Origin of the sequence: Pseudomonas sp. B23(2017) (assembly GCF_002113725.1) — a bacterium.
Classification (GTDB): Bacteria; Pseudomonadota; Gammaproteobacteria; order Pseudomonadales; family Pseudomonadaceae; genus Aquipseudomonas; species Aquipseudomonas putida_Z.
On sequence record NZ_NEJM01000004.1, the window covers coordinates 236,445 to 257,151 of the forward strand.

At 64.6% G+C, this 20,707-nt stretch carries 18 protein-coding genes; 7 read left to right on the forward strand and 11 right to left on the reverse strand.

Annotated elements, in window-relative coordinates; all coding sequences use genetic code 11:
* Window positions 1–8: 8 nt before the first annotated feature.
* The 4 genes from CAG46_RS09015 to CAG46_RS09040 all read right to left on the reverse strand — a co-directional run bounded on the left by CAG46_RS09015 (window position 9) and on the right by CAG46_RS09040 (window position 3,380).
* The gene (locus CAG46_RS09015; RefSeq protein ID WP_025338763.1) at window positions 9–503 is read right to left on the reverse strand and encodes a GNAT family N-acetyltransferase; all 495 of its coding nucleotides are present in this window, start codon (window positions 501–503) and stop codon (window positions 9–11) included.
* 251 nt (window positions 504–754) lie between these two features.
* Entirely contained in the window at window positions 755–1,690 is a 936-nt protein-coding gene (gene catA, locus CAG46_RS09025; RefSeq protein ID WP_085615342.1) for a catechol 1,2-dioxygenase, read from the reverse strand.
* A 43-nt stretch (window positions 1,691–1,733) separates the two neighbouring features.
* On the reverse strand, window positions 1,734–2,024 hold the full coding sequence (gene catC / locus CAG46_RS09030) for a muconolactone Delta-isomerase (protein WP_013973066.1): 291 nt from the start codon (window positions 2,022–2,024) through the stop codon (window positions 1,734–1,736).
* A gap of 234 nt (window positions 2,025–2,258) precedes the next feature.
* The gene (locus CAG46_RS09040) at window positions 2,259–3,380 is read right to left on the reverse strand and encodes a muconate cycloisomerase family protein (RefSeq protein ID WP_085615338.1); all 1,122 of its coding nucleotides are present in this window, start codon (window positions 3,378–3,380) and stop codon (window positions 2,259–2,261) included.
* 135 nt (window positions 3,381–3,515) lie between these two features.
* Here CAG46_RS09040 and catR point away from each other — a divergent pair, with 135 nt between their 5' ends.
* On the forward strand, window positions 3,516–4,388 hold the full coding sequence (catR, locus tag CAG46_RS09045) for an HTH-type transcriptional regulator CatR (RefSeq protein WP_085615336.1): 873 nt from the start codon (window positions 3,516–3,518) through the stop codon (window positions 4,386–4,388).
* 208 nt (window positions 4,389–4,596) lie between these two features.
* Complete coding sequence (locus tag CAG46_RS09055) at window positions 4,597–5,931, forward strand: D-serine ammonia-lyase (RefSeq protein ID WP_085615332.1); 1,335 nt, start codon at window positions 4,597–4,599, stop codon at window positions 5,929–5,931.
* A 51-nt stretch (window positions 5,932–5,982) separates the two neighbouring features.
* On the opposite strand, the gene CAG46_RS09060 is transcribed toward CAG46_RS09055, so the two are convergent.
* Complete coding sequence (locus CAG46_RS09060; protein ID WP_085615330.1) at window positions 5,983–6,894, reverse strand: LysR substrate-binding domain-containing protein; 912 nt, start codon at window positions 6,892–6,894, stop codon at window positions 5,983–5,985.
* A gap of 97 nt (window positions 6,895–6,991) precedes the next feature.
* Between CAG46_RS09060 and CAG46_RS09065 the strand changes: the two genes are divergently transcribed.
* The 5 genes from CAG46_RS09065 to CAG46_RS09085 all read left to right on the forward strand — a co-directional run bounded on the left by CAG46_RS09065 (window position 6,992) and on the right by CAG46_RS09085 (window position 13,500).
* The gene (locus tag CAG46_RS09065; protein ID WP_025338756.1) at window positions 6,992–8,083 is read left to right on the forward strand and encodes a tartrate dehydrogenase; all 1,092 of its coding nucleotides are present in this window, start codon (window positions 6,992–6,994) and stop codon (window positions 8,081–8,083) included.
* Between the two features lie 194 nt (window positions 8,084–8,277).
* Window positions 8,278–9,876, forward strand: a complete 1,599-nt coding sequence (locus tag CAG46_RS09070; protein ID WP_085615328.1) for a BCCT family transporter — start codon at window positions 8,278–8,280, stop codon at window positions 9,874–9,876.
* Window positions 9,877–10,015: 139 nt separating this feature from the next.
* Window positions 10,016–11,137, forward strand: a complete 1,122-nt coding sequence (locus CAG46_RS09075) for an aromatic ring-hydroxylating dioxygenase subunit alpha (RefSeq protein WP_085593088.1) — start codon at window positions 10,016–10,018, stop codon at window positions 11,135–11,137.
* A 77-nt stretch (window positions 11,138–11,214) separates the two neighbouring features.
* On the forward strand, window positions 11,215–12,186 hold the full coding sequence (locus tag CAG46_RS09080) for a PDR/VanB family oxidoreductase (RefSeq protein ID WP_085615326.1): 972 nt from the start codon (window positions 11,215–11,217) through the stop codon (window positions 12,184–12,186).
* Window positions 12,187–12,420: 234 nt separating this feature from the next.
* Entirely contained in the window at window positions 12,421–13,500 is a 1,080-nt protein-coding gene (locus CAG46_RS09085; protein WP_085615324.1) for a helix-turn-helix transcriptional regulator, read from the forward strand.
* Window positions 13,501–13,638: 138 nt separating this feature from the next.
* On the opposite strand, the gene CAG46_RS09095 is transcribed toward CAG46_RS09085, so the two are convergent.
* The 6 genes from CAG46_RS09095 to CAG46_RS09120 all read right to left on the reverse strand — a co-directional run bounded on the left by CAG46_RS09095 (window position 13,639) and on the right by CAG46_RS09120 (window position 20,688).
* Window positions 13,639–14,505, reverse strand: coding sequence for a LuxR C-terminal-related transcriptional regulator (locus tag CAG46_RS09095; RefSeq protein WP_256575065.1), 867 nt, complete (start codon window positions 14,503–14,505; stop codon window positions 13,639–13,641).
* Window positions 14,506–14,558: 53 nt separating this feature from the next.
* Window positions 14,559–15,971, reverse strand: coding sequence for an aminotransferase (locus CAG46_RS09100; protein ID WP_085615317.1), 1,413 nt, complete (start codon window positions 15,969–15,971; stop codon window positions 14,559–14,561).
* A 34-nt stretch (window positions 15,972–16,005) separates the two neighbouring features.
* The gene (locus CAG46_RS09105; protein ID WP_013973072.1) at window positions 16,006–17,109 is read right to left on the reverse strand and encodes a polyamine ABC transporter substrate-binding protein; all 1,104 of its coding nucleotides are present in this window, start codon (window positions 17,107–17,109) and stop codon (window positions 16,006–16,008) included.
* 235 nt (window positions 17,110–17,344) lie between these two features.
* Window positions 17,345–18,046: an NAD(P)H-dependent oxidoreductase gene (locus tag CAG46_RS09110; RefSeq protein WP_025338748.1), complete on the reverse strand. Its 702-nt coding sequence runs from the start codon at window positions 18,044–18,046 to the stop codon at window positions 17,345–17,347.
* A gap of 43 nt (window positions 18,047–18,089) precedes the next feature.
* Window positions 18,090–19,505, reverse strand: coding sequence for an aldehyde dehydrogenase family protein (locus CAG46_RS09115; RefSeq protein ID WP_085615315.1), 1,416 nt, complete (start codon window positions 19,503–19,505; stop codon window positions 18,090–18,092).
* Window positions 19,498–20,688 (reverse strand): pyridoxal phosphate-dependent aminotransferase, encoded by a 1,191-nt coding sequence (locus CAG46_RS09120; RefSeq protein ID WP_085615313.1) that lies wholly within the window; start codon window positions 20,686–20,688, stop codon window positions 19,498–19,500. Before CAG46_RS09120 ends, CAG46_RS09115 begins: the two co-directional genes overlap by 8 nt.
* Between the last annotated feature and the right edge of the window lie 19 nt (window positions 20,689–20,707).

The following is a 20,707-nucleotide window of genomic DNA, read 5'->3' on the forward strand; positions in this document are numbered from 1 at the left end:
GCACACCCTCAATGGCGGGCGCCCGTCACCAGGAAATTGAGCAAGCCCGGTTCGTCATCCAGGGCTATGGGCTGCGCCGGGCGCGACAGCTCGGCCAGCACGGCATTGCAGAAGGCCACGGCAGGCATGTCCTGTGCGTAACAGCGCATCAGCCAGTCGCCCTCGCCGCCCAGCAGTTGCAATGCCACCGCCCGGCCGATGCCCTGTCGGCGGTACTTTTTCAGGATGAACAGGTCGGCCAGTTCGAACGCGTCGATGCCCGGCAGCTCGCTGCGTTCGACCAGCACGAAACCGGCGATGAAACCATCTGCCAGCACCAGGTACGCGCCCCAGCCATCGGCCTGCCAGTAACGTTGCAGGTGCTCGTCATGGATATAGAAGCGGCCGTCCACTTCGACGTCTTCCTGCTCCCAGTCCGAGGACTCGTAGGCGTAGAACTGGTAGAGGTTGCGAATCAGCGGGGCCTGGTCGGCAGTGGTTGCCAGCAGTTCGATGGGCAGCATGGTGCGGGGGCTCGGGTAAAAAGGCGGATTCTAGATCAACAGCCCCTGGCAGCAAAAAAGCCCAGGCCCTCCCCGCACGGAAAGGCCCAGGCCAAAACCATCACAAGCACATCACTCATTGATTTAGCAGGCCCCTGTGGGAGCGGGTTCACCCGCGAACACCGGCACAGCCGGTGCCATACACCGTGTCGCATTCTTCGCGGGTAAACCCGCTCCCACAACGACCTCTACAACCGGAGCGATAACACCACTCAGGCCCCCTGCAACGCACGCGGGCGGTGGCTGCGCGCCTCGGCGTCCGGCGCCTTGGCCGCCTGCAGGTGGAAGTCGAACGCCAGCTCGGCAAAGCGTTCGCCCTCTACGCCGCGATCACGCGTCGCCGCAGCATCCTCGACAAAGCGCAGCTCGCCGACCAGCCCGTCACGGGTGGCATAGGCAAAGTCATCCCACAGGTACTTGTCGCCAGCCAGGTTTATCTGCGTGGTCAGATGGCGGTGCCCCGGCGCCGAGATGAAGAAGTGCACGTGCGCCGGGCGCTGGCCGTGACGGCCAAGCAGGTCCAGGCATTCCTGGGTTGGCCCCTGCGGGTCGCAGCCGTACCCCGACGGCACGATGGAGCGCGCACGATAGCGCCCTTCGGCATCGGTGATGATGCGCCGGCGCAGGTTGTACTCGGACTGGGTCGAGTCGAAGTACGAATAGGTGCCCTGGGTGTTGGCGTGCCACAGGTCAACGGTGGCGCCGGCCAACGGCTTGCCTTCGGCGTCGAACACCTGGCCCTGGAGGAACATCACCACGCCCGGGTCGCTGCCGTCGTCCATGCGCGCTTCGCCCTGCGCCAGCGGCGCCCCCGCCACATACAGCGGGCCTTCGATGGTGCGCGGGGTGCCGCCAGTCAGGCCGGCCTCGGCGTCCTTGGCATCCTGCAGCAGGTCGAGGAAGTGCTCGATGCCCAGCCCCGCCGCCAGCAGGCCGGCTTCGTTACGGCCACCCAGGCGGTTGAGGTAGTCGACGGCATGCCAGAACTCGTCTTCGGTGATTTCCAGGTCTTCGACCAGGCGTGCAGTGTCCTGCAGCACACGCAGGATGATCTGCTTGAAGCGTGGGTTGCCTTCGGCATGGCCCAGGCCGGCCACTTCCTTGAAGAACGCCTGAACATCGGCAGTATGGGAAATTTTCACGGTCATCGTGCTTGCCTCATCTTGTTCTTGTCAGGTAGACAGGTGCGACTCAGCGGTCGTCGCTGTGAATCGACGAGGGGTGCCGGCACAGGCCGTCGACCTCGATGTCCATGTACGGGAACAGCGGCAGCTGCATCAGGGTGTCGTGCAGCGCCTCGACGCTGGGCACGTCGAACACGCTGTAGTTGGCGTAGTGCCCGGCAATGCGCCACAAGTGGCGCCAGGTGCCTTCGCGCTGCAGGCGCTGGGCCAGTTCCTTTTCGTCGGCCTTGAGCCGGGCGGCCTTGGCCGGGTCCATGTCGACCGGCAGTTTCACGGTCATCTTCACGTGGAACAGCATGCTGGTATCTCCTTTCTCTGATTTGGCGCGAACACTGTGGGAGCGGGTTTACCCGCGAACACGGGCGAAGCCCGTGCCATCCACCGCGTCGCCTGCTTCGCGGCTAAAGCCGCTCCCACAGGAACAGCGTTGCTCTCGAGGTTGTCGCTGTACCTGTGGGATCGCGCCAACTATTAAAATTTGAGCAAGACAGTTGCTCCCACAGGGGTTGTGTGTTCTTTCAGCCAGCGTGACTCAGCGGCGGGCAAAGCGCGCCAGGCGCTGTTCGTCCAGGGTCAGGCCCAGGCCTGGGGTACGTGGAATGTGCAGCTGGAAGTCGCGGTACTGCGGCGGCTCGTTGACGATTTCTTCGGTCAGCAGCAGCGGCCCGAACAGCTCGGTGCCCCAGGTGAGCTGGCGCAGGGTCAGGAAAGCATGAGCCGAAGCCAGGGTGCCGATCGAGCCTTCGAGCATGGTCCCGCCATACAGGGCGATGCCGGCAGCCTCGGCGATTTGCGCGGTGCGCAGCACGGCGCGCGGGCCACCGTTCTTGGCGATTTTCAGGGCGAAGATGCTGGCCGCGCCAATGGCGGCCAGGCTGAAGGCGTCCTCGACGCTTTCGATCGACTCGTCGGCCATGATCGGCGCCGGGCTGCGCTGGTTCAGGCGCACCTGGCCGCTGCGGTTGATGCGCGAAATCGGTTGCTCGATCAGGTCGATGCCGTTGTCGCCAAGCACCTGGCAGGCACGGATGGCCTGGGATTCGTCCCAGTACTGGTTGACGTCGACCCGCACGCTGGCGCTGTCGCCCAGCTCGCGCTTGATCGCCACCACGTGCTTGAGGTCCTGGGCCAACGGGTTGGCGCCGATCTTCAGCTTGAACACCCGATGCCGGCGAATCTCCAGCATGTGCAGGGCTTCGGCGATGTCGCGGGCGGTGTCGCCGCTGGCCAGGGTCCAGGCCACTTCCAGGCTGTCGCGCACGCGGCCACCCAGCAGTTCGCTGACCGGCAGGCCCAGGCGCTTGCCCTGGGCATCGAGCAAGGCACTCTCGATACCCGACTTGGCAAAGGTGTTGCCCTTGGCCAGCTTGTCCAGCTTGAGCATGGCGGCGTTGATGTTGTCTGCCGGCAGGCCGATCAGCGCCGGCGCCAGGTGCGCATCGATGTTGGCCTTGATGCCCTCGGGGCTTTCGTAGCCATAGGCCAGGCCGCCAATGGTGGTGGCCTCGCCGATGCCTTCCACGCCATCACTGCAGCGAACACGCAATACCACCAGGGTCTGCTGCTGCATGGGGTGCATCGCCAGCTTGTGCGGGCGAATGGTCGGCAGGTCGACGATAATTGCCTCTATACGTTCAATCAGCGCGCTTGTCATTGTTGCCAGGTCCCATTGTTTCGGGCTGCCAGCCGCAGGCCCGAGTGGTGCATTTACTTGCTTGTTCAAGGATTGCGCGAGACCCTGATAGCCGTCCAATATCGAATGAATCTCCCACCATACCTTGGAGGTCTGATGGAGCTGCGCCACCTGCGTTACTTCAAGGTCCTGGCCGAAACCCTGAACTTCACTCGCGCCGCCGAGCTGCTGCACATTGCCCAGCCACCGCTGAGCCGGCAGATCAGCCAACTCGAGGACCAGCTCGGTACCTTGCTGGTGGCGCGCGAGCGCCCGCTGCGGCTGACCGAGGCGGGCCGCTTCTTCTACGAGCAGAGCTGCACCGTGCTGCAGCAGCTGGAGAACATCAGCGACAATACCCGCCGCATCGGCCAGGGCCAGCGCCAGTGGCTGGGGATCGGCTTTGCCCCCTCGACCCTGTACAAGGTGCTGCCGGAGCTGATCCGCGAGCTGCGCCAGGACAGCGAGCTGGAACTGGGCCTGAACGAGATGACCACGCTGCAGCAGGTGGAGGCGCTGAAAAGCGGGCGCATCGACATCGCCTTCGGGCGCATTCGCATCGATGACCCGGCCATTCACCAGCAAGTGCTGTGCGAGGACCCGCTGGTGGCTGTACTGCCCAAGGGCCACCCGCTGGCGAGCAGCCCGCTTACCCTTGCCCAGCTGGCTGGCGAGGCGTTCATCCTCTACCCGGCCAACCCGCGGCCCAGCTATGCCGACCATGTGCTGGCATTGTTCGCCCACCACGGCATGAGCATCCGCGTCAGCCAGTGGGCCAACGAACTGCAGACCGCCATCGGCCTGGTGGCCGTCGGCGTAGGCGTCACCCTGGTGCCGGCGTCGGTGCAGCAGCAGCACCGCACCGATATCGAATATGTAAGCCTGCTCGACAGCGGTGCCGTCAGCCCGATCATCCTCAGCCGGCGCAAGGGCGATGTAAGCCCGATCGTGCAGCGCTGCCTGGCATTGATTGCACAACAGGCCGAATGAGCGCGCTCCCTGACCTCACGCGGTCGGTTGTAGGAGCGGCCTTGTGTCGCGAAAGGGCTGCAAAGCAGCCCCAGGGTTTCAGCGCAGATGCACAAATTGCCGGGGCTGCTTTGCAGCCCTTTCGCGACACAAGGCCGCTCCTACAAGGGCCTGCGCAGGCCAGAAGAATGCGCCCCCTGGTCATCATCAACCAACAGGAAAAACCAGCATGATTCACGGCAAGACACTGCAAGCATGGTGCAGCTCCCACCCCCTGATCGAAGACTTGGTGGCCCTGCGCGAAACCCGTTGGTTCAACCCGCACATTGCCCCTGCCGCCCAGGCCCTGGCCGATGTCGGCCTGAACGCCGCCGATGTCAGTGCCGCCAGTGCCCGCCTGGCACGCTTTGCCCCGTACCTGGCCAAGGTGTTCCCGGACACCGCCACCAGCAGCGGCATCATCGAGTCGCCACTGCGCCCGCTGCCCACCCTGCACGCCACCTTGCTGCAGGAAGCGGGCCTGCCAGCCAGCGGTTCGCTCTGGCTCAAGGCCGACAGCGAGCTGCCGATCTCCGGTTCGATCAAGGCCCGCGGCGGTATTCATGAAGTGCTCAAGCATGCCGAAGACCTTGCCCTGGCAGCCGGCCTGATGAACCTCGACAGCGATTACCGGGAACTGGCCAGCGACCAGGCCCGGCAGTTCTTCAGCCAGTACAAGGTTGCGGTCGGCTCGACCGGCAACCTCGGCCTGTCGATCGGCATCATGAGCGCCAGGCTGGGCTTTCAGGCCACCGTGCACATGTCGGCCGATGCCCGCCAATGGAAGAAGGACAAATTGCGCGCCCATGGCGTGAAGGTGGTCGAGTACGAAAGCGACTACAGCGTGGCGGTGGAGCAAGGGCGCCAGCAGGCGGCGGCGGACCCGAGCTGCTACTTCGTCGACGACGAGAACTCGCCACACCTGTTCCTCGGCTATGCCGTGGCGGCCGAGCGGCTGGCCGTCCAGTTCGAGGCCGCGGGTATCAAGGTGGATGCCGAGCACCCGCTGTTCGTCTACCTGCCCTGCGGGGTCGGCGGCGGCCCGGGTGGCGTGGCGTTCGGCCTGAAGCTGATCTGGGGCGACCATGTGCACTGCATCTTCGCCGAGCCCACCCACTCGCCCTGCATGTTCCTGGGGGTGTATAGCGGTTTGCATGACGCCACCAGCGTGCAGGATTTCGGCATCGACAACCTGACCGCCGCCGACGGTCTGGCGGTGGGCCGCCCTTCCGGCTTTGTCGGCAAGGCGATGCAGCGTTTGCTCGATGGTTATTACACGGTCAGCGACGAGGCGCTGTACCGGCTGTTGGTACTGGCCCATGACCAGGAGAACGCGCGGCTGGAGCCTTCGGCGCTGGCGGGGATGCCAGGCATGGTCAAGGTGCTTGAATCGCCTGAGTACCTGGCGCGGATGGGCCTGTCGGCTGGGCGCATGGAGCGGGCCACGCACCTGGTGTGGGGGACCGGTGGCAGCATGGTGCCGGAGGCAGAGTTTGCGGCCTATCTGGCCAAAGGAAGGGGCTGAGGAATCGTCTCTGCTTTTGATGTCTGTAGGAGCGGGTGTTGCAGGTAGGCTCTACCCCGGCAGGCTATAACGCTCGGCAAAGTACTGCCGGAAAAAGTCCACTGCCACTCGCACCTTGGCCGAACTGGCCAGCGGAGTGGTGTACACCGCCCAGATATCCGCCGGCTGGTGATAGTCCTCCAGCACCTGCACCAGGCGCCCGTCCTGCAGGCTGTCGTGCACATCCCACCAGGAACGCAGCAATATCCCGCGCCCGTCCAGGCACCACTGGTGCGCCACTTCGCCATGGTTGCTCGACAAACCGCCGGTCACCCGCACTCCCTCCTCACCCTCCGGGCCCATCAGCTGCCACACGCCAAACGGGTGGTCGCGCTCCTTGATCACCAGGCAGTCATGGCTGGCCAGGTCGCCCAGCACCTTGGGCGTGCCGCGCCGGGCCAGGTACGCCGGCGCGGCGCACAGCACCCGGCGGTTGCGCGCCAGCGGCTTGGCAATCAGGTTGGGGGCGATGGCGTTGCCCACGCGGATATCCAGGTCGACGCCTTCGGCAATCAGGTCCACCAGGCGGTCATGCACGTCCAGGCGAATGTCCAGCCGCGGGTAGCGCTCGGCCAGCTCCGACAAGGCCGGCGCCACGAAGCGCCGGCCCAGGCCCAGGCTGCTGGCGATGCGCAGTTGCCCGGCCGGCTCGCGGTGCTGGGCGCTGATGTCATCACCCATGCGCTGCACCGCATCGAAAATCTGCAACGCCCACTGGTACACCCGCTCGCCCTCCTCGCTCACCGTCACCCGCCGGGTGGTGCGGTGCAACAGGCGTACTTCCAGGGTTTGCTCGAGCATGCGAATGCGCTTGCTGATGAACGCCGCCGACATGCCCAGCTCATCGGCCACGGCCGCGAAACTGGCGCGCCTGGCCACTTGCAGGAAGATGTTGAGGTCGTCGAGGTTGGGCAGATTATTCACGTAGCGTGTACCAAGAATCCATGAATGGCTAGATTATCTCCGGATCAAGCCCTTATAGCATGGCCAGCACCTGTTCCCTAGACAACGAGTGCACCCCATGAGCAAGACTTTCAGAATCGCGGCAATCCCCGGCGATGGCATCGGCAACGAAGTACTGCCTGAAGGCATTCGCGTGGTCGAGGCCGCTGCGCGCAAGCACGGCCTGGACATCAGCTTCGAGTTCTTCGAGTGGGCCAGCTGCGATTACTACCTGGCCCACGGCAAGATGATGCCGGACGACTGGTTCGAACAGCTCAAAGGTTTCGACGCCCTGTACTTCGGCGCAGTGGGCTGGCCTGACAAGGTACCGGACCACATCTCCCTGTGGGGTTCACTGCTCAAGTTCCGCCGCGACTTCGACCAGTACGTGAACATCCGCCCGGTGCGCCTGTTCCCCGGCGTACCTTGCCCACTGGCTGGCCGTGAGCCAGGTGACATCGACTTCGTGGTCATTCGCGAGAACACCGAGGGCGAGTACTCGTCGCTGGGCGGGCGCATGTTCGAAGGCACCGAGAACGAGTTCGTGCTGCAGGAGTCGGTGTTCACCCGCCGCGGCGTCGACCGTATCCTCAAGTACGCCTTCGATGTGGCACAGACCCGCCAGCGCAAGCATGTCACCTCGGCCACCAAGTCCAACGGCATGGCTGTGAGCATGCCGTACTGGGACGAGCGCACGGCGGCGATGGCTGCCAATTATCCGGAAATCAGCTGGGACAAGCAGCACATCGATATCCTCTGCGCGCGCTTCGTGCTGCAACCGGACCGCTTCGACGTGGTGGTGGCCTCGAACCTGTTCGGCGACATCCTCTCCGACCTCGGCCCAGCCTGCGCCGGCACCATCGGCATCGCGCCATCGGCCAACCTCAACCCCGAGCGCAAGTTCCCGTCGCTGTTCGAACCGGTGCACGGTTCGGCGCCGGACATCTACGGCAAGAACATCGCCAACCCGATCGCGATGATCTGGTCCGGTGCGCTGATGCTCGACTTCCTCGGCAACGACGGCGCCGACCCGCGCTATCGCGCCGCCCACGACGACATCCTCAAGGCCATCGAGCAGGTCATCGCCGCCGGTGACGTGACCCGCGACATGGGTGGGCAGCAGTCCACCCAACAAGTGGGCCAGGCCATCACCGCGCTGGTCGAGGCCTGATCCACCAGGGCCGATTGTCAGAAGTGTCTGACAATCGGCCCTTTGGCTCTTGCGAGCGGCGTGGATTGTATGCAAAATCTGTTAACCATTAGATATTCGTAAACCATAGGTTAACGACCAAGGAAGGAGTGGTACTGCAACACCCCGGATGCCTGCCGGGTAAAACAAGTACGCCAACGTCCCAGGAGACGATGATGTCGCACAAGAATAAAAAGATTGATGTGTTCCTGATTACCGTGAGCCTGATTGCCGTGCTGCTCACCGTGATCGGCCTTGCAGCCTTCCCCGCCCAGGCGGAAAGCGCCGCCAACCAGTTGTTCGAACTGTCCACCCGCACCTTCGGTACCAGCGTGCAGGTGCTGGTGTTCGGCAGCACCCTGGCCGTGCTGTACCTGGCCTTCAGCAAGTACGGCAACATCCGCCTGGGCAGCGGCAAGCCCGAATACGCCACCGCCACCTGGGTGTTCATGTTCATCTGCGCCGGCATGGGCTCGTCGACCCTGTACTGGGGCGTGATGGAATGGGCCTACTACTACCAGACCCCAGGCCTGAACATCGCCGCGGCCAGCCCCAAGGCGCTCGAGTACAGCGTTGGCTACTCGTTCTTCCACTGGGGCATCAGCGCCTGGTCGATCTATGCCCTGGCCTCGCTGGCCATGGCCTACCACTTCCATGTGCGCAAGAAGAGCGGCCTGAACCTGGCCTCGATCGTCGAAGCGGTGACCGGCTTCAAGGCTACCGGGCCGGTAGGCCGTAGCGTCGACCTGATCTTCCTGCTGACCATGATGGGCGCGCTGACCGTGTCGCTGGCCCTCACCGCCTCCACCCTCACCCGCGGCCTGCACGACCTGGCCGGCACCCCGGACACCTTCACCGTGCAGCTGCTGGTGATCGGTGGCGTGGCAGTGATGTTCTCGCTCAGTTCCTACATCGGCATCGATGGCGGCCTGCAGCGCCTGAGCAAGATGGTGTGCATCGGCGCGCTGGTGTTTGCCGCGGTGATCCTGCTGGTCGGCCCGACCCAGTTCACCATCAACAACACCGCCAACTCGATTGGCCTGATGATCCAGAACTACGTGCACATGAGCCTGTTCACCGACCCGGCCGGCGACGGTGCCTTCACCCGCAACTGGACGGTGTTCTACTGGCTGTGGTGGGTGTCGTATGCACCAGGCGTGGCCATGTTCGTGACCCGCGTTTCGCGCGGCCGGCAGATCAAGGAAGTGGTGCTGGCCCTGCTGCTGGGTGGCAGCTTCGGTTGCTGGTTCTTCTTCGGCGCACTGGAAAGCTACAGCATGCACCAGTTCATCACCGGTGCGGTGGATGTACCGAAGATGCTCGCCGAACAAGGCGGCGAATCGGCCGTGACCCACCTGCTGCTGGCGTTGCCATGGGGCCAGGTGTTCCTCGGTGTGTACCTGTTCATCATGGCCATCTTCTGTGCCTCGCACATGGATGCCGCAGCCTATGCGGTAGCCGCCACCAGCACCCGCAACCTGCGTGAAGGCGACGACCCGACACCGACCCACCGCCTGTTCTGGTGCGTGGTGCTGACCCTGGTGCCACTGGCCATGCTGTTCGCCAAGGCCTCGCTGTCGACCATGAAGACCGCCGTGGTACTGACCGCCATCCCGTTCATGGTGATCCTGCTGGTGAAGATCTACGGCTTCTTCAAGTGGATGATCGCCGACTACGGCCAGGTATCGGCCCACCTGATCGACGAAGAAGCGGCCCGCATGGCTGGCGAAGAGCCAACCGAGCAGTCCCCGCGCAGCGCCGCTGCGGTGCACTGACCGATGCTGTAGAAGCGAGCTTGCTCGCGATGGGGCTGCCAGGCAGCCCCAGGATAGCTGCAAATTTTTTTGCCTGATCTGTTAACCAACAGATACGCGTTAACCAATAAATACAAACCGAGCTTGTGAGAAACCTGTCATGAACGACTTCAAACGCCTGCCCGCTGATTTCTGCGCGAACGCCGACGAGGCCTTCACCATCCCCGCCAATTTCTACACCCAGGCCGCGGTGTTCGAGCACGAGAAGGAAGCGATCTTCGCTCGCAGCTGGATCTGCGTGGGCCACCGGAGTGAAGTGGCGGAGAACAACGCCTACATCACCCGCGAAGTGATTGGCGAAAGCATCATCGTCGTACGTGGCCGTGACAGCGTGCTGCGCGCGTTCTACAACGTCTGCCCGCACCGCGGCCACCAGCTGCTCAGCGGCAGCGGCAAGGCCAAGAACGTCATCACCTGCCCGTACCACGCGTGGACCTTCAAGCTCGACGGCGAACTCGCCCACGCCCGCAACTGCGACAACGTGGTCAACTTCGACAAGGAAAACTCCACCCTGGTGCAGCTGCGCGTAGAGGAATACGCCGGCTTCATCTTCATCAACATGGACATGGACGCAGGCTCGGTAGAAGACCAGTTGCCAGGCATGCAGGCACGCATGCGTGAAGCCTGCGCGGTGATCGACGACCTGCACCTGGCCGCGCGCTTCGTCAGCGACACCCCGGCCAACTGGAAGTCGATCGTCGACAACTACCTGGAGTGCTACCACTGCGCCCCTGCCCACCCGGGCTTCTCCGACTCGGTGGACGTTGGCCAGTACAGCCACAGCCTGCACGGCAACTGGACCCTGCAGTACGGCCTGGCCAAGCCTTCGGAGCAGTCGTTCAAGTTCGACGAGAATGTGAAAGACCCATCGTTCGCCGGTTTCTGGGCCTGGCCTTGCACCATGTTCAACGTGCCGCCAGGAGCCAACTTCATGACCGTGATCTACGAGTTCCCGGTCGATGCCGAAACCACCCTGCAGCACTACGACATCTACTTCCTCAACAAGGACATCAGCGAGGAGCAGCAGAAGCTGATCGACTGGTACCGCGAAGTGTTCCGCCCGGAAGACCTGCGCCTGGTCGAAAGCGTGCAGAAGGGCCTGAAGTCCCGTGGCTACCGTGGCCAGGGCCGGATCATGGCCGACCGCGAGCGCAGCGGCATGAGCGAACACGGCATTGCCCACTTCCACAACCTGATCGCCGTGGCCCACCTCGACGATTGATGGCAACCGCTCCACGTTTTTTGCACGTAAAGGTGCGCGGCAGGGCCTGCTGCGCACCCAGGCAGTCGAGGTGAACCATGGCCAACACATATGAAATGTTCAGCGTGCAGGTTACCGCAGTGGAACAAGCCACGCCGCTGATCAAGCGCTTTACCCTGGCCCGCGAAGACGGCGCGGCGATGCCCGCCTTCACCGGTGGCAGCCACGTCATCGTGCAGATGCACGGCACCGACGGCAGCCAGTTCAGCAACGCCTACTCGTTGATGAGCGACCCGCGCGACACCCGCAGCTACCAGATTGGCGTGCGCCTGGAGGAGCAGTCCAAGGGCGGCTCGGCGTTCATGCACCAGCAGGTGGAAGTGGGCACCCGCCTGACCATTTCCTCGCCCAACAACCTGTTCGCGCTGGACCCGACCGCCGGCCGCCATGTGCTGATTGCCGGCGGCATCGGTATTACCCCGTTCCTGGCGCAACTGCATGAACTGGAAGGCGCCAGTGCCGACTACGAACTGCACTATGCCTTCCGCGCGCCGGAGCACGGGGCGTTCCAGGACCAGCTGGCCAACGGCCCGCATGCCGCCAACACCCGTTTCTACATCGACAGCCTCGACTGCAAGCTCGACCTGGCCGCCCTGTGCGCGGGGCTGGACGAGCAGGCGCACCTGTACGTGTGCGGCCCCAAACCACTGATCGACGCGGTCATCGCCTGCGCCGCCGAGGCCGGCATTGCCGAGCACCGCGTGCATTGGGAACAGTTTGCCGCCACTCCGGTCACCGGCAGTGCCTTTACCGTGGTGCTGGCGCAGTCGGGTGTGGAGCTGCAGGTGGAAGAAGGCATGACCATCCTGCAGGCCATCGAGAAGTCCAAAGCCGCCAAGGTCGAGTGCCTGTGCCGCGAAGGCGTGTGCGGCACCTGCGAGACGGCCATCCTCGAAGGTGAAGCCGAGCATTACGACCAGTACCTGAGCGACGAAGAAAAGGCTGCCCAGCAGAGCATCATGCTGTGCGTCTCGCGTGCTCGCTCGGCGCGGTTGGTGCTGGACCTGTAACTGGTATTTCCAGCTTGTCGCGGCCCCCTGTGGGAGCGGCCTTGTGTCGCGAAAGGGCTGCATGGCAGCCCCGGCAATTTCGCGTCGGGTCGAGATATGGGGGGCGCTTCGCACCCCTTTCGCGACACAAGGCCGCTCCCACATTGACCAGGTAAGGCTTCCAAAACCGTCAACCAAAAGTTGACAAGTTACGTATACTGGCAGGCTCTTGGCCCAGATCAGGACACCCTGCCGATGTTGGAAAACAGCTTCGCCTTCCGCCTCAAGGAACTGCTCGAGCATCACAAGCTGACCCTGCAAGCCGTGGGCACGGCCTTGGGCATTTCGCGCACCGCGGTGCACAAGTGGACCCGTGGCGGCGAGATCGACTACGACAACCTGCGCAAGCTGGCCGACTTTCTCAAGGTCAACTGGATCTGGCTGCGCTATGGCGACGAGGCGCTGCAGAACATCCAGCAACCACAGGTGGTCGAGCTGCCGATGACCGACCTGCGCCGGCGCCTGACGGCCGAGATCATGGAAAGCGAAACGCGCATGAAACTGGCCCAGGAAGGCGCACGCATCGTCACCTGGGAATGGAACCTGATCAGCGACGAGGTCACCTACTCGCCCAATGTCGAGCAGGTGTATGGCTGGCCGGTGCACCATAACGAAGACTTCTGGAAACACCTGCCAAGCGAAGACGTGCAGCACATGCAGGCGATGTATGCCGAGGCAGTGGCCAAGGGCAGCGGCTGCGAGTGCGACTTCCGCATCACCCGCCCCGACGGTGAAGTACGCTGGATCTCCTCCCGCGCCACGGTGGTACGCGACAGCGCCGGGCGATCGGTGAAGATGGTCGGCATCAGCATGGACAACACCGAGCGCCAGATGGCCCAGCAGGCCTTGAGCCAAAGCGAGGAACGCTTCCGCACGATCTTCGAGCTGGCCTGGGGCGCCCTCGCCTACATCGACCCCGACGGCACCTGGCAACGGGTCAACAACAGCCTGTGCGAGCTGCTGGGCTACCGTGCCGAGGAGCTGTACGGCATGACCTTCCAGCAGATCACCCACGCCGATGACCTGGCGCAGAACCTGCAATTGCTGCAGCGCATGCTGGCCGGCGAAACCGAGCGTTACGAGGTGGAAAAACGCGTACGCCACAAGAACGGCGAGTACATCTGGGTACGCGCCCGCACCTCGCTGCAACGCCGCGACAACGGCGAGCCGGAGCACCTGATCAGCGTGTTCGAAGACATCAGCGCCGAGCGCCAGGAACATGAACGGCTGCAGGCGCATATTGCCGCGCTGGAGGCAAGACTGGCTGCTTCGTGACAAGGCTTACCCGAAAACCCAGGTCTGTCGCGATCCGTGTGGGAGCGGGTTCACCCGCGAACACGGGCGAAGCCCGTGCCATCCACCGCGGTGCCTGCTTCGCGGGTGAACCCGCTCCCACAGGGACCGCGCCAGCTTTCAGATTTGAGTAAGGCCGTTGCTCCTTTGCTGCCAGGCCGGCAGGTGATCGCCGCGCAGCCAGTCGATAAACCGCGCAAACAACTCCGACTGCGAGTTGATCTCCAGCTTCAGGTACAGATTCTTGCGGTGCATGCGCACGGTTTCCGGCGAGATGCCCAGCTCCAGCGCGGTGGACTTTACCGAATGCCCACGCAAGATCATGTGCGCTACCTCCCGCTCACGGTCGGTCAGCACCTGGCAGCCGAAACTGTCGAACGCCGCCTGCAGGCTGCCACGCTCCGCCGATGCGGGGCCGGGCTCCAGTTGGTGCCGGGCGTAGCGCCCCAGCAGCTCGCGTACCATCGGCTCCAGCGCACGCAGCAGGTCGATCTGCCCGGCGCTCAGGCGCGTGCCGCTGCAGCCCTGGAACAGGCTCAGCGACAACTTGCGGCCAGCGCTGAGGTCGACGATGTAGTAGCTGTCCTCACTGCAACCGGTCCCCAGGTAATAGGCCTTGTAGTAGTCGCTGTCGAAGAAGTTGTCCGGGGCGATTTCCTGCAGGTGGTAAAAGCCCTCGGCCAGGCCGCTCTGCACGGCCAGGCAGAACGGGTCGAGCAGGTAGCCGGCAGTGAAGTAGCGCTCCAGCACGGCAGCGCGGTGCAGGTCGGGGATGCCTTGCTGGTACAGCAGTTGCGGTGCCCGCCCCTGGCACTCGAGGCTGATCATCATCGACTCCACCTGCACCAGCTGGCCGATCGCGGCCGCCACATGCGCGAGCGCCTCGGGCGTTTCGCTGTGGGCCAGTGCGCGCTGCAGCGCCGCATGCCATTGCTGCAGCGCGCCCAGTGAAAGGATAAGCGGGGTGTCGGGAGAGGCCTGGGTCATGCCCGGCAGTCTAGCCTGCCAGGCACGCCCGCGCACAGCCCTTTGCGCCAGGTTCATCGGCCCTGGTACAGGCCAAGCGCCGTGAGTTCGCGCGCGGTTTCGATGATGCACTGGCGCAGGGTTTCGACGATCTCGTCCACTTGCGCATGGGTGACGATCAACGGCGGCGACATCACGTTCAGGTGCATGATCGGCCGCACCAGCAGCCCTTTGGCCTGGGCCTTGCTGTGGATGCGTTCGCCGATGTTCACCTCGTCGGCGAACAGCGCCTTGCTGGCCTTGTCGGCAACGAACTCGACACAGGCCATCAGCTTCATGCAGCGCACATCCCCCACCAGCGGCAGCTCGCGCAGGCTTTGCAGGCGCTGTTCCAGGTAGCCGCCAACGTCCTTGACGTGCGCCAGCAAATGCTCGCGCTCGATGATCTCGATGTTCTTCAGCGCCGCGGTGCAGCACACCGGGTGGCCGCTGTAGGTGAAGCCGTGGGTGAAGCAGCGGCCCTTGCCCGGCTCGGCGATCACCTGCCAGATGCGCTCGGAGAAGATGCACGCCCCCAGCGGCAGGTAGGCCGAGGTCAGGCCCTTGGCGGTAGTGATGATGTCGGGGGTGACGCCGAACAGTTCCTCGCTGGCGAAGAAGGTGCCCAGGCGCCCGAACGAGGTCACCACTTCGTCGGCGACGAACAGGATGTCGTAGGTCTGGCACAGCTGCCACATGCGCTGGAAGTAACCCTTGGGCGGAATGATCACCCCGCCCGAGCCCATGATCGGCTCGGCGAAGAACGCCGCCACGTTATCGGCCCCCAGCGAGAGGATCTTGTCCTCGAACTCGGCCACCAGGAAGTCGAGGAACTCGGCCTCGTCCATGTCGTGCGGGGCGCGGTACGGGTTGGGGTTGGACACGTGGTGGATCAGGTCGTGCTGATAATCGAACTCCGGCACCCGGTCAGCGGCCTTGTTGCCGATCGACATGGTCAGGGTGGTGGAGCCGTGGTAGGCGTTGTAGCGGGCGATGATGTGCTTCTTGTGCGGCTTGCCACGGCAGTTCTGGTAGTACTGGATCAGCCGGTAGGCAGTGTCGACCGCGGTCGAGCCGCCGGTGGTGAGAAACACATGGTTCAGGTCACCCGGTGCCAGCTGCGCAAGCTTCTGGCACAGCTCGATGGCCACACCGTTGGCCATGTCGGAGAACGGGTTGGAATAGGCCAGCTGGCGTACCTGGTCGGCGATGGCCAGGGCCATTTCCTCGCGTCCCAGGCCAATGTTGGTGCACCACATGCCGCCGACGGCATCGAGGAAGCGGTTGCCGTGGGTATCGCGGATGTAGGCGCCCTCGCCGGCAACGATGTTCAGCGCGCCTTGCTCGCGGTGCTCGTCGAACACGTGGTAGCCGTGCATGTAGTGGGCCTTGTCGGCTTCCACCAGCGGGTCGTGGGCAATGGCGAATGCTTTGCTTGGGGTGGCCATGGGCAGCTCCTTGGCAGTGATCGTTGGGCAGTGTTCAGAAACCGGTCTTGACCGTGCTCCAGACCCGGGTGATGGCGCGCATGTCCTTCGGGCTCTGGGTTTTCTGCGCGAACAGGCGCTCGCGGGTTTGCGCGTCGGGGTAGATGGCCGGGTCCTGGCGGATCTCGTCGCGCACCAGCGCGGTGGCGGCGGCGTTGCTGTTGGCGTAGTGGATGTAGTCGGTGACCTTGGCCATGGTCTGCGGCTGCAGCAGGAACTCGATGAAGCGGTGGGCATTGGCCGCGTGCGGCGCATCCTTGGGGATGTACAGGTTGTCGAACCAGATCAGCGAGCCTTCCTGGGGGATGAAGAACGACAGCTTGATGTCCTTCTTCGCTTCCACCGCGCGGGCCTGGGCGGTGGCGTAGTCGCCGGACCAGGTCAGGGCCAGGCAGACATCGCCGTTGGGCAGGCTGGTGAGGTAATTGACCGAGTCGAACTTGCGAATGTATGGGCGAATGCCCAGCAGCAGTTGTTCGGCCGCCTTCAGGTCGGCCGGCGATGCGCTGCGTGGGTCCTTGCCCAGGTACTGCAGGGCCAGCGGGATGACTTCGGTCGGCGCGTCCATCAGGGTGACGCCACAGTCGGCGAAGCGCGAGACGATCCTGGGGTCGAACAGCATGGCCAGCGAGCCGATGGGGGCATCGGGCATGCGCGCGGTGATCTTGTCGACGTTGTAGGTTACCCCCGAGCTGCCCCAGGTGTAGGGCGCCGAGTATTTCAGGCCGGGGTCGTAGCCTTGCAGGTTGTTCACCACCTGCTGGTCGAGGTTGTGCCAGCTGGGCAGTTGCTGCTTGTCCAGCGCCTGGAACACCCCGGCACTGATCAGCGGGGGGACCAGGGAAGCGTTGAGCATGACCAGGTCGTAGCCGGAGCGGCCGGTGAGCAGTTTGGTCTGTACCGTTTCGTAGCCGTCGAAGGTGTCGTAGATGACCTTGATGCCGGTGGCCTTCTCGAAGTCGGCCAGGGTGGTTTCGCCGATGTAGTCGGTCCAGTTGTACAACCGCAACGTGTTACCGCTGTCCACCTCTGCCGCCTGGGCCAGGCTGGCGCCAGACGCCAGCAGCAGACCGCCAATCACCTTCAGTACCTTGCGCATGGCAACTCCATCGTGTGAATGCTCGGGATCGAGCCGATGGGGGCACTATCGAGGGATTTGCCGAAGGGGGACATACCCCGAATGTGTGGGTGGTCGTTTTTTGGCAGGTGAATTTCGTATGAAGGCCACAGGCCCAATCGCCGGCAAGCCAGCTCCCACAGGTCCTCCACAGTCCTGAAGCCCTGTGATTTCCCTGTGGGAGCTGGCTTGCCGGCGATTGGGCCAGAACAGTCAATCACGCCAGCGGGTAAAGCGCCTCATCAAACTGCTCCAGACGCGGGAACACCAAAGGCTGGTCGTCCGAGAGCTGCTCCAGGCGCTGCCGGTACTGCTGCAAAAACGCCTGCCGCGCCTCGTCACTGATGTACGGCACATGCCAGGCCACGAACGGCGGCAGTACCTCGAACCCCACGTAGGCCAGCGTGCCGCGCAAGATCGGCCGCAGCATGTCTTCCAGCGGCCCATGAATCGCCCCGTCGCCAAACATGTGCTCGCGCCCGCCCAGGGTCACGGTCACCAACGCTTTCTTGCCCGCCAACCCGCCCTGGTCGTAGAAGCGCTTGCCGCCATAGCACACCCCCGACACCAGCACCCGGTCGATCCAGCCCTTGAGCATGGCCGGCGCCGAGAACCAGAAGATCGGGAAGTTCAGCACCAGCAAGTCCGCCCACAGCAGCTTGTCCAGCTCCTGCTGGATATCCGCGGCAATGGCACCACGCTTCACCCCCTGGCGCTGCTCCAGGGCATACACCAGGTACTCGGGGTTCTCGCGCTGGCTGAAGTCATCGGCACTGGCCACCGGGTTCCAGCCCATGGCGTACAGGTCGCTGACCTGCACCTGGTGGCCCTGGGCGCGGAAGGTTTCCACGGCCTGGTCACGCAGGGCAGCAGTGAACGATTGCGGCTCGGGGTGAGCGTGGACGATCAGTACATTCACAAACATTCTCCTCACACAAAACAGGTTGTCTTCCAGCTGTGGCTCAGCACTGCACCGCTTTCACCTCGACGAACTCCGCCAGGCCCTCCTCGCCCCACTCGCGCCCGTTGCCCGACTGCTTGTAGCCACCAAACGGTGCCTGGTAGTTGAACCCGCCACCGTTGATGAAGCACTGCCCGGCGCGTATCTGCCGCGCCAGGGCCAGGCCGTGCTCGCGGCTACCGGCCCACACCGCGCTGGACAGGCCGAACGGCGAATCGTTGGCCAGGGCCAGCGCCTGGGCCTCGTCGGCATAGGGGATCAGGCACAGCACCGGGCCGAAGATTTCCTCCTGGGCGATGCGCATGCGGTTGTCGACATCGGCGAACAACGTCGGCGCCACGTAGAAACCGCGCTCGAAACCGGCCGGCGTATCACCGCCGCACAGCAGGCGCGCGCCCTCTTCCTGCCCCAGGCGAATGTAGTCGAGCACGGTGCGCCGCTGGCCTGCCGAACACATCGGCCCGAGGAAGCTGGCCGGGTCACGCGGGTCGCCCATGACCAGCGTACGGGTCTCGGCCTCGGCGATCTCCAGCGCCTCGGCGTAGCGGCTGGCCGGCAGCAGCATGCGGGTCAGGGCCGTACAGGTCTGCCCCGAGTTGATCATCACGTCCTGCACGCCATGGCGCACCGCCGCGTGCAGGTCGGCGTCGGCGGTGATCAGCAGCGGCGACTTGCCGCCCAGCTCCAGGCACACCCGCTTCACCGTCGGCGCGGCCGCCTGGGCCACGCGCACCCCGGCGCCGGTGGAGCCGGTGAACGACACCATGTCCACCTGCGGGTGCCGGGCCAGTGCCTCGCCAACCTTGGCCCCCGGCCCGCTGACCAGGTTGAACACCCCGGCCGGCAGGCCGATGGCCTCGATCATCTCGGCCAGCAGGAACGCATGCAGCGGTGTTTCCTGGCTGGGCTTGACCACCACCGTGCAGCCGGCGGCCAGGGCCGGCGCCAGCTTGCCGATCATCTGGTGCAGCGGGTAGTTCCACGGGTTGATGAACGCGCACACGCCAACGGCCTCGCGGTACACCAGCGAGTTGCCGACTTCGCGCACCTCATCCATCAGCCCGGCCAGTTCGGCGTACTGCTCCAGCCCGGCAATCGGGCCCTCGACCTGTACCGCCTGGCACCACTGCACCGGCATGCCCAGTTCATCGGTGATGAGCGAGGCCATTTCCGCGGCGCGGCTCTTCAGCTGTGCGGCCAGCGCCGTTATGTACCCGGCGCGTACGCTGGACGGTGTGCGCGACCAGCCATCGAAGGCCCGCCGCGCAGCCATCACCGCCCGTTCGACATCGGCCTCGGCGCCCAGCGGCACGCGGCCGATGGCCTGTTCGGTGGCCGGGTCGATCACCTCGGCCATGCCCTGCCCGCTCGGTACCTGCCAGGCACCGTCGATGTACAGCCGCGCATACTCACGCATGGCCGTAGTCCCGTTTCAGTTCGTCGGCACAACAGGCGATGCGCCGGCAGGCATCGATCAGCGCCGCATTGCCCAGCACCAGGCCCAGGCGGATATGCCCGGCAGCGCTGGGGCCGAACGCTTCGCCGGCAAGCACCGACACGCCCTGGCTGTCCAATAGGTAGTCGGCAAAGGTCTGGGCAGATACGCCGGTCTCGCGGATGTCGACCATCACGAACATACCGCCATCGGGCTTGAGCACCTTGATGCCCGGGCAGTCGGCCAACTGCTCGCACACCAGGTCGCGACGCTGGCGATAGGCTTCGCGCATGACATCCAGTTCCGGGAGTTGCTGCTCCAGCGCCACCACGGCGGCGTCCTGGATGAAGTCCGGCGAGCCGTACAGCATGCACAGGGCGAGGTTTTCCAGGTGGGTGGCAAGCTCGGTCGAACCGACCACCCAGCCCATCCGCCAACCGGTCATGGCATGCGACTTCGACAGGCTGTTGAGGGTGGCGGTGCGCTCGGCCATGCCCGGCAGGCTGCCAGGGCTGACATGCTCGCCGTCGTACAACAGCTCGCTGTACACCTCGTCGGAGATCAGCCACAGATCGTGGGCGATGCACAGCTCGGCCAGCGCCTCCCAGGTGGCGCGCGGCAGGCTCGCCCCCGAGGGGTTGTGCGGGCTGTTCAGGGCCAGGGCGCGGGTGCGCGGGGTGATGCGCGCGGCCACGTCACGCGGGCACACGCGAAAGCCGTTCTCCGGCTTGACCGGCACCGGCACCACCTTGGCGCCACAGGCCCCGAACACCGCCTCGTAGGTCACGTACATGGGCTCGGCGACAATTACCTCGTCACCCGGGTCGAGCACGCACTGAGCCACGCAGTACAGCGCGCACTGGGCCCCCGCCAGCACCGTTACCTGGTCGGCATCGACGGCCTGGCCGCTGCGCTGCCGGTGGCGGTTGGCGATGGCCTGGCGCAGCGCCAGCTTGCCGCGCACATCGGCGTAATGGGTGTGGCCCTCACGCAGGCTGTCGATGGCCGCCTCGACGATCGGCGCGGGGGTGTCGAAGTCCGGGTCACCCACCGACAGCAGCAGGATATCCTTGCCCTCGGCCTGCAGCGCCAGGGCGCGGTAGTGGATGTCCCAGGCCGCGGCCCCGTCGCCGGCGATGCGTTGAGTGAGCTTGGCGTAGCGCATGGCAATCTCCCTTCATTGG

Coding starts and splice junctions, on each gene's coding strand:
- catR (WP_085615336.1), top strand. CDS start 3,516: ATGGAGCTGCGCCACCTGCGTTACTTCAAGGTCCTGGCCGAAACCCTG.
- CAG46_RS09075 (WP_085593088.1), top strand. CDS start 10,016: ATGAACGACTTCAAACGCCTGCCCGCTGATTTCTGCGCGAACGCCGAC.
- CAG46_RS09095 (WP_256575065.1), bottom strand. CDS start 14,505: ATGACCCAGGCCTCTCCCGACACCCCGCTTATCCTTTCACTGGGCGCG.
- CAG46_RS09015 (WP_025338763.1), bottom strand. CDS start 503: ATGCTGCCCATCGAACTGCTGGCAACCACTGCCGACCAGGCCCCGCTG.
- CAG46_RS09100 (WP_085615317.1), bottom strand. CDS start 15,971: ATGGCCACCCCAAGCAAAGCATTCGCCATTGCCCACGACCCGCTGGTG.
- CAG46_RS09040 (WP_085615338.1), bottom strand. CDS start 3,380: ATGACAAGCGCGCTGATTGAACGTATAGAGGCAATTATCGTCGACCTG.
- catA (WP_085615342.1), bottom strand. CDS start 1,690: ATGACCGTGAAAATTTCCCATACTGCCGATGTTCAGGCGTTCTTCAAG.
- CAG46_RS09105 (WP_013973072.1), bottom strand. CDS start 17,109: ATGCGCAAGGTACTGAAGGTGATTGGCGGTCTGCTGCTGGCGTCTGGC.
- CAG46_RS09055 (WP_085615332.1), top strand. CDS start 4,597: ATGATTCACGGCAAGACACTGCAAGCATGGTGCAGCTCCCACCCCCTG.
- CAG46_RS09120 (WP_085615313.1), bottom strand. CDS start 20,688: ATGCGCTACGCCAAGCTCACTCAACGCATCGCCGGCGACGGGGCCGCG.
- CAG46_RS09065 (WP_025338756.1), top strand. CDS start 6,992: ATGAGCAAGACTTTCAGAATCGCGGCAATCCCCGGCGATGGCATCGGC.
- catC (WP_013973066.1), bottom strand. CDS start 2,024: ATGCTGTTCCACGTGAAGATGACCGTGAAACTGCCGGTCGACATGGAC.
- CAG46_RS09115 (WP_085615315.1), bottom strand. CDS start 19,505: ATGCGTGAGTATGCGCGGCTGTACATCGACGGTGCCTGGCAGGTACCG.
- CAG46_RS09085 (WP_085615324.1), top strand. CDS start 12,421: ATGTTGGAAAACAGCTTCGCCTTCCGCCTCAAGGAACTGCTCGAGCAT.
- CAG46_RS09080 (WP_085615326.1), top strand. CDS start 11,215: ATGGCCAACACATATGAAATGTTCAGCGTGCAGGTTACCGCAGTGGAA.
- CAG46_RS09070 (WP_085615328.1), top strand. CDS start 8,278: ATGTCGCACAAGAATAAAAAGATTGATGTGTTCCTGATTACCGTGAGC.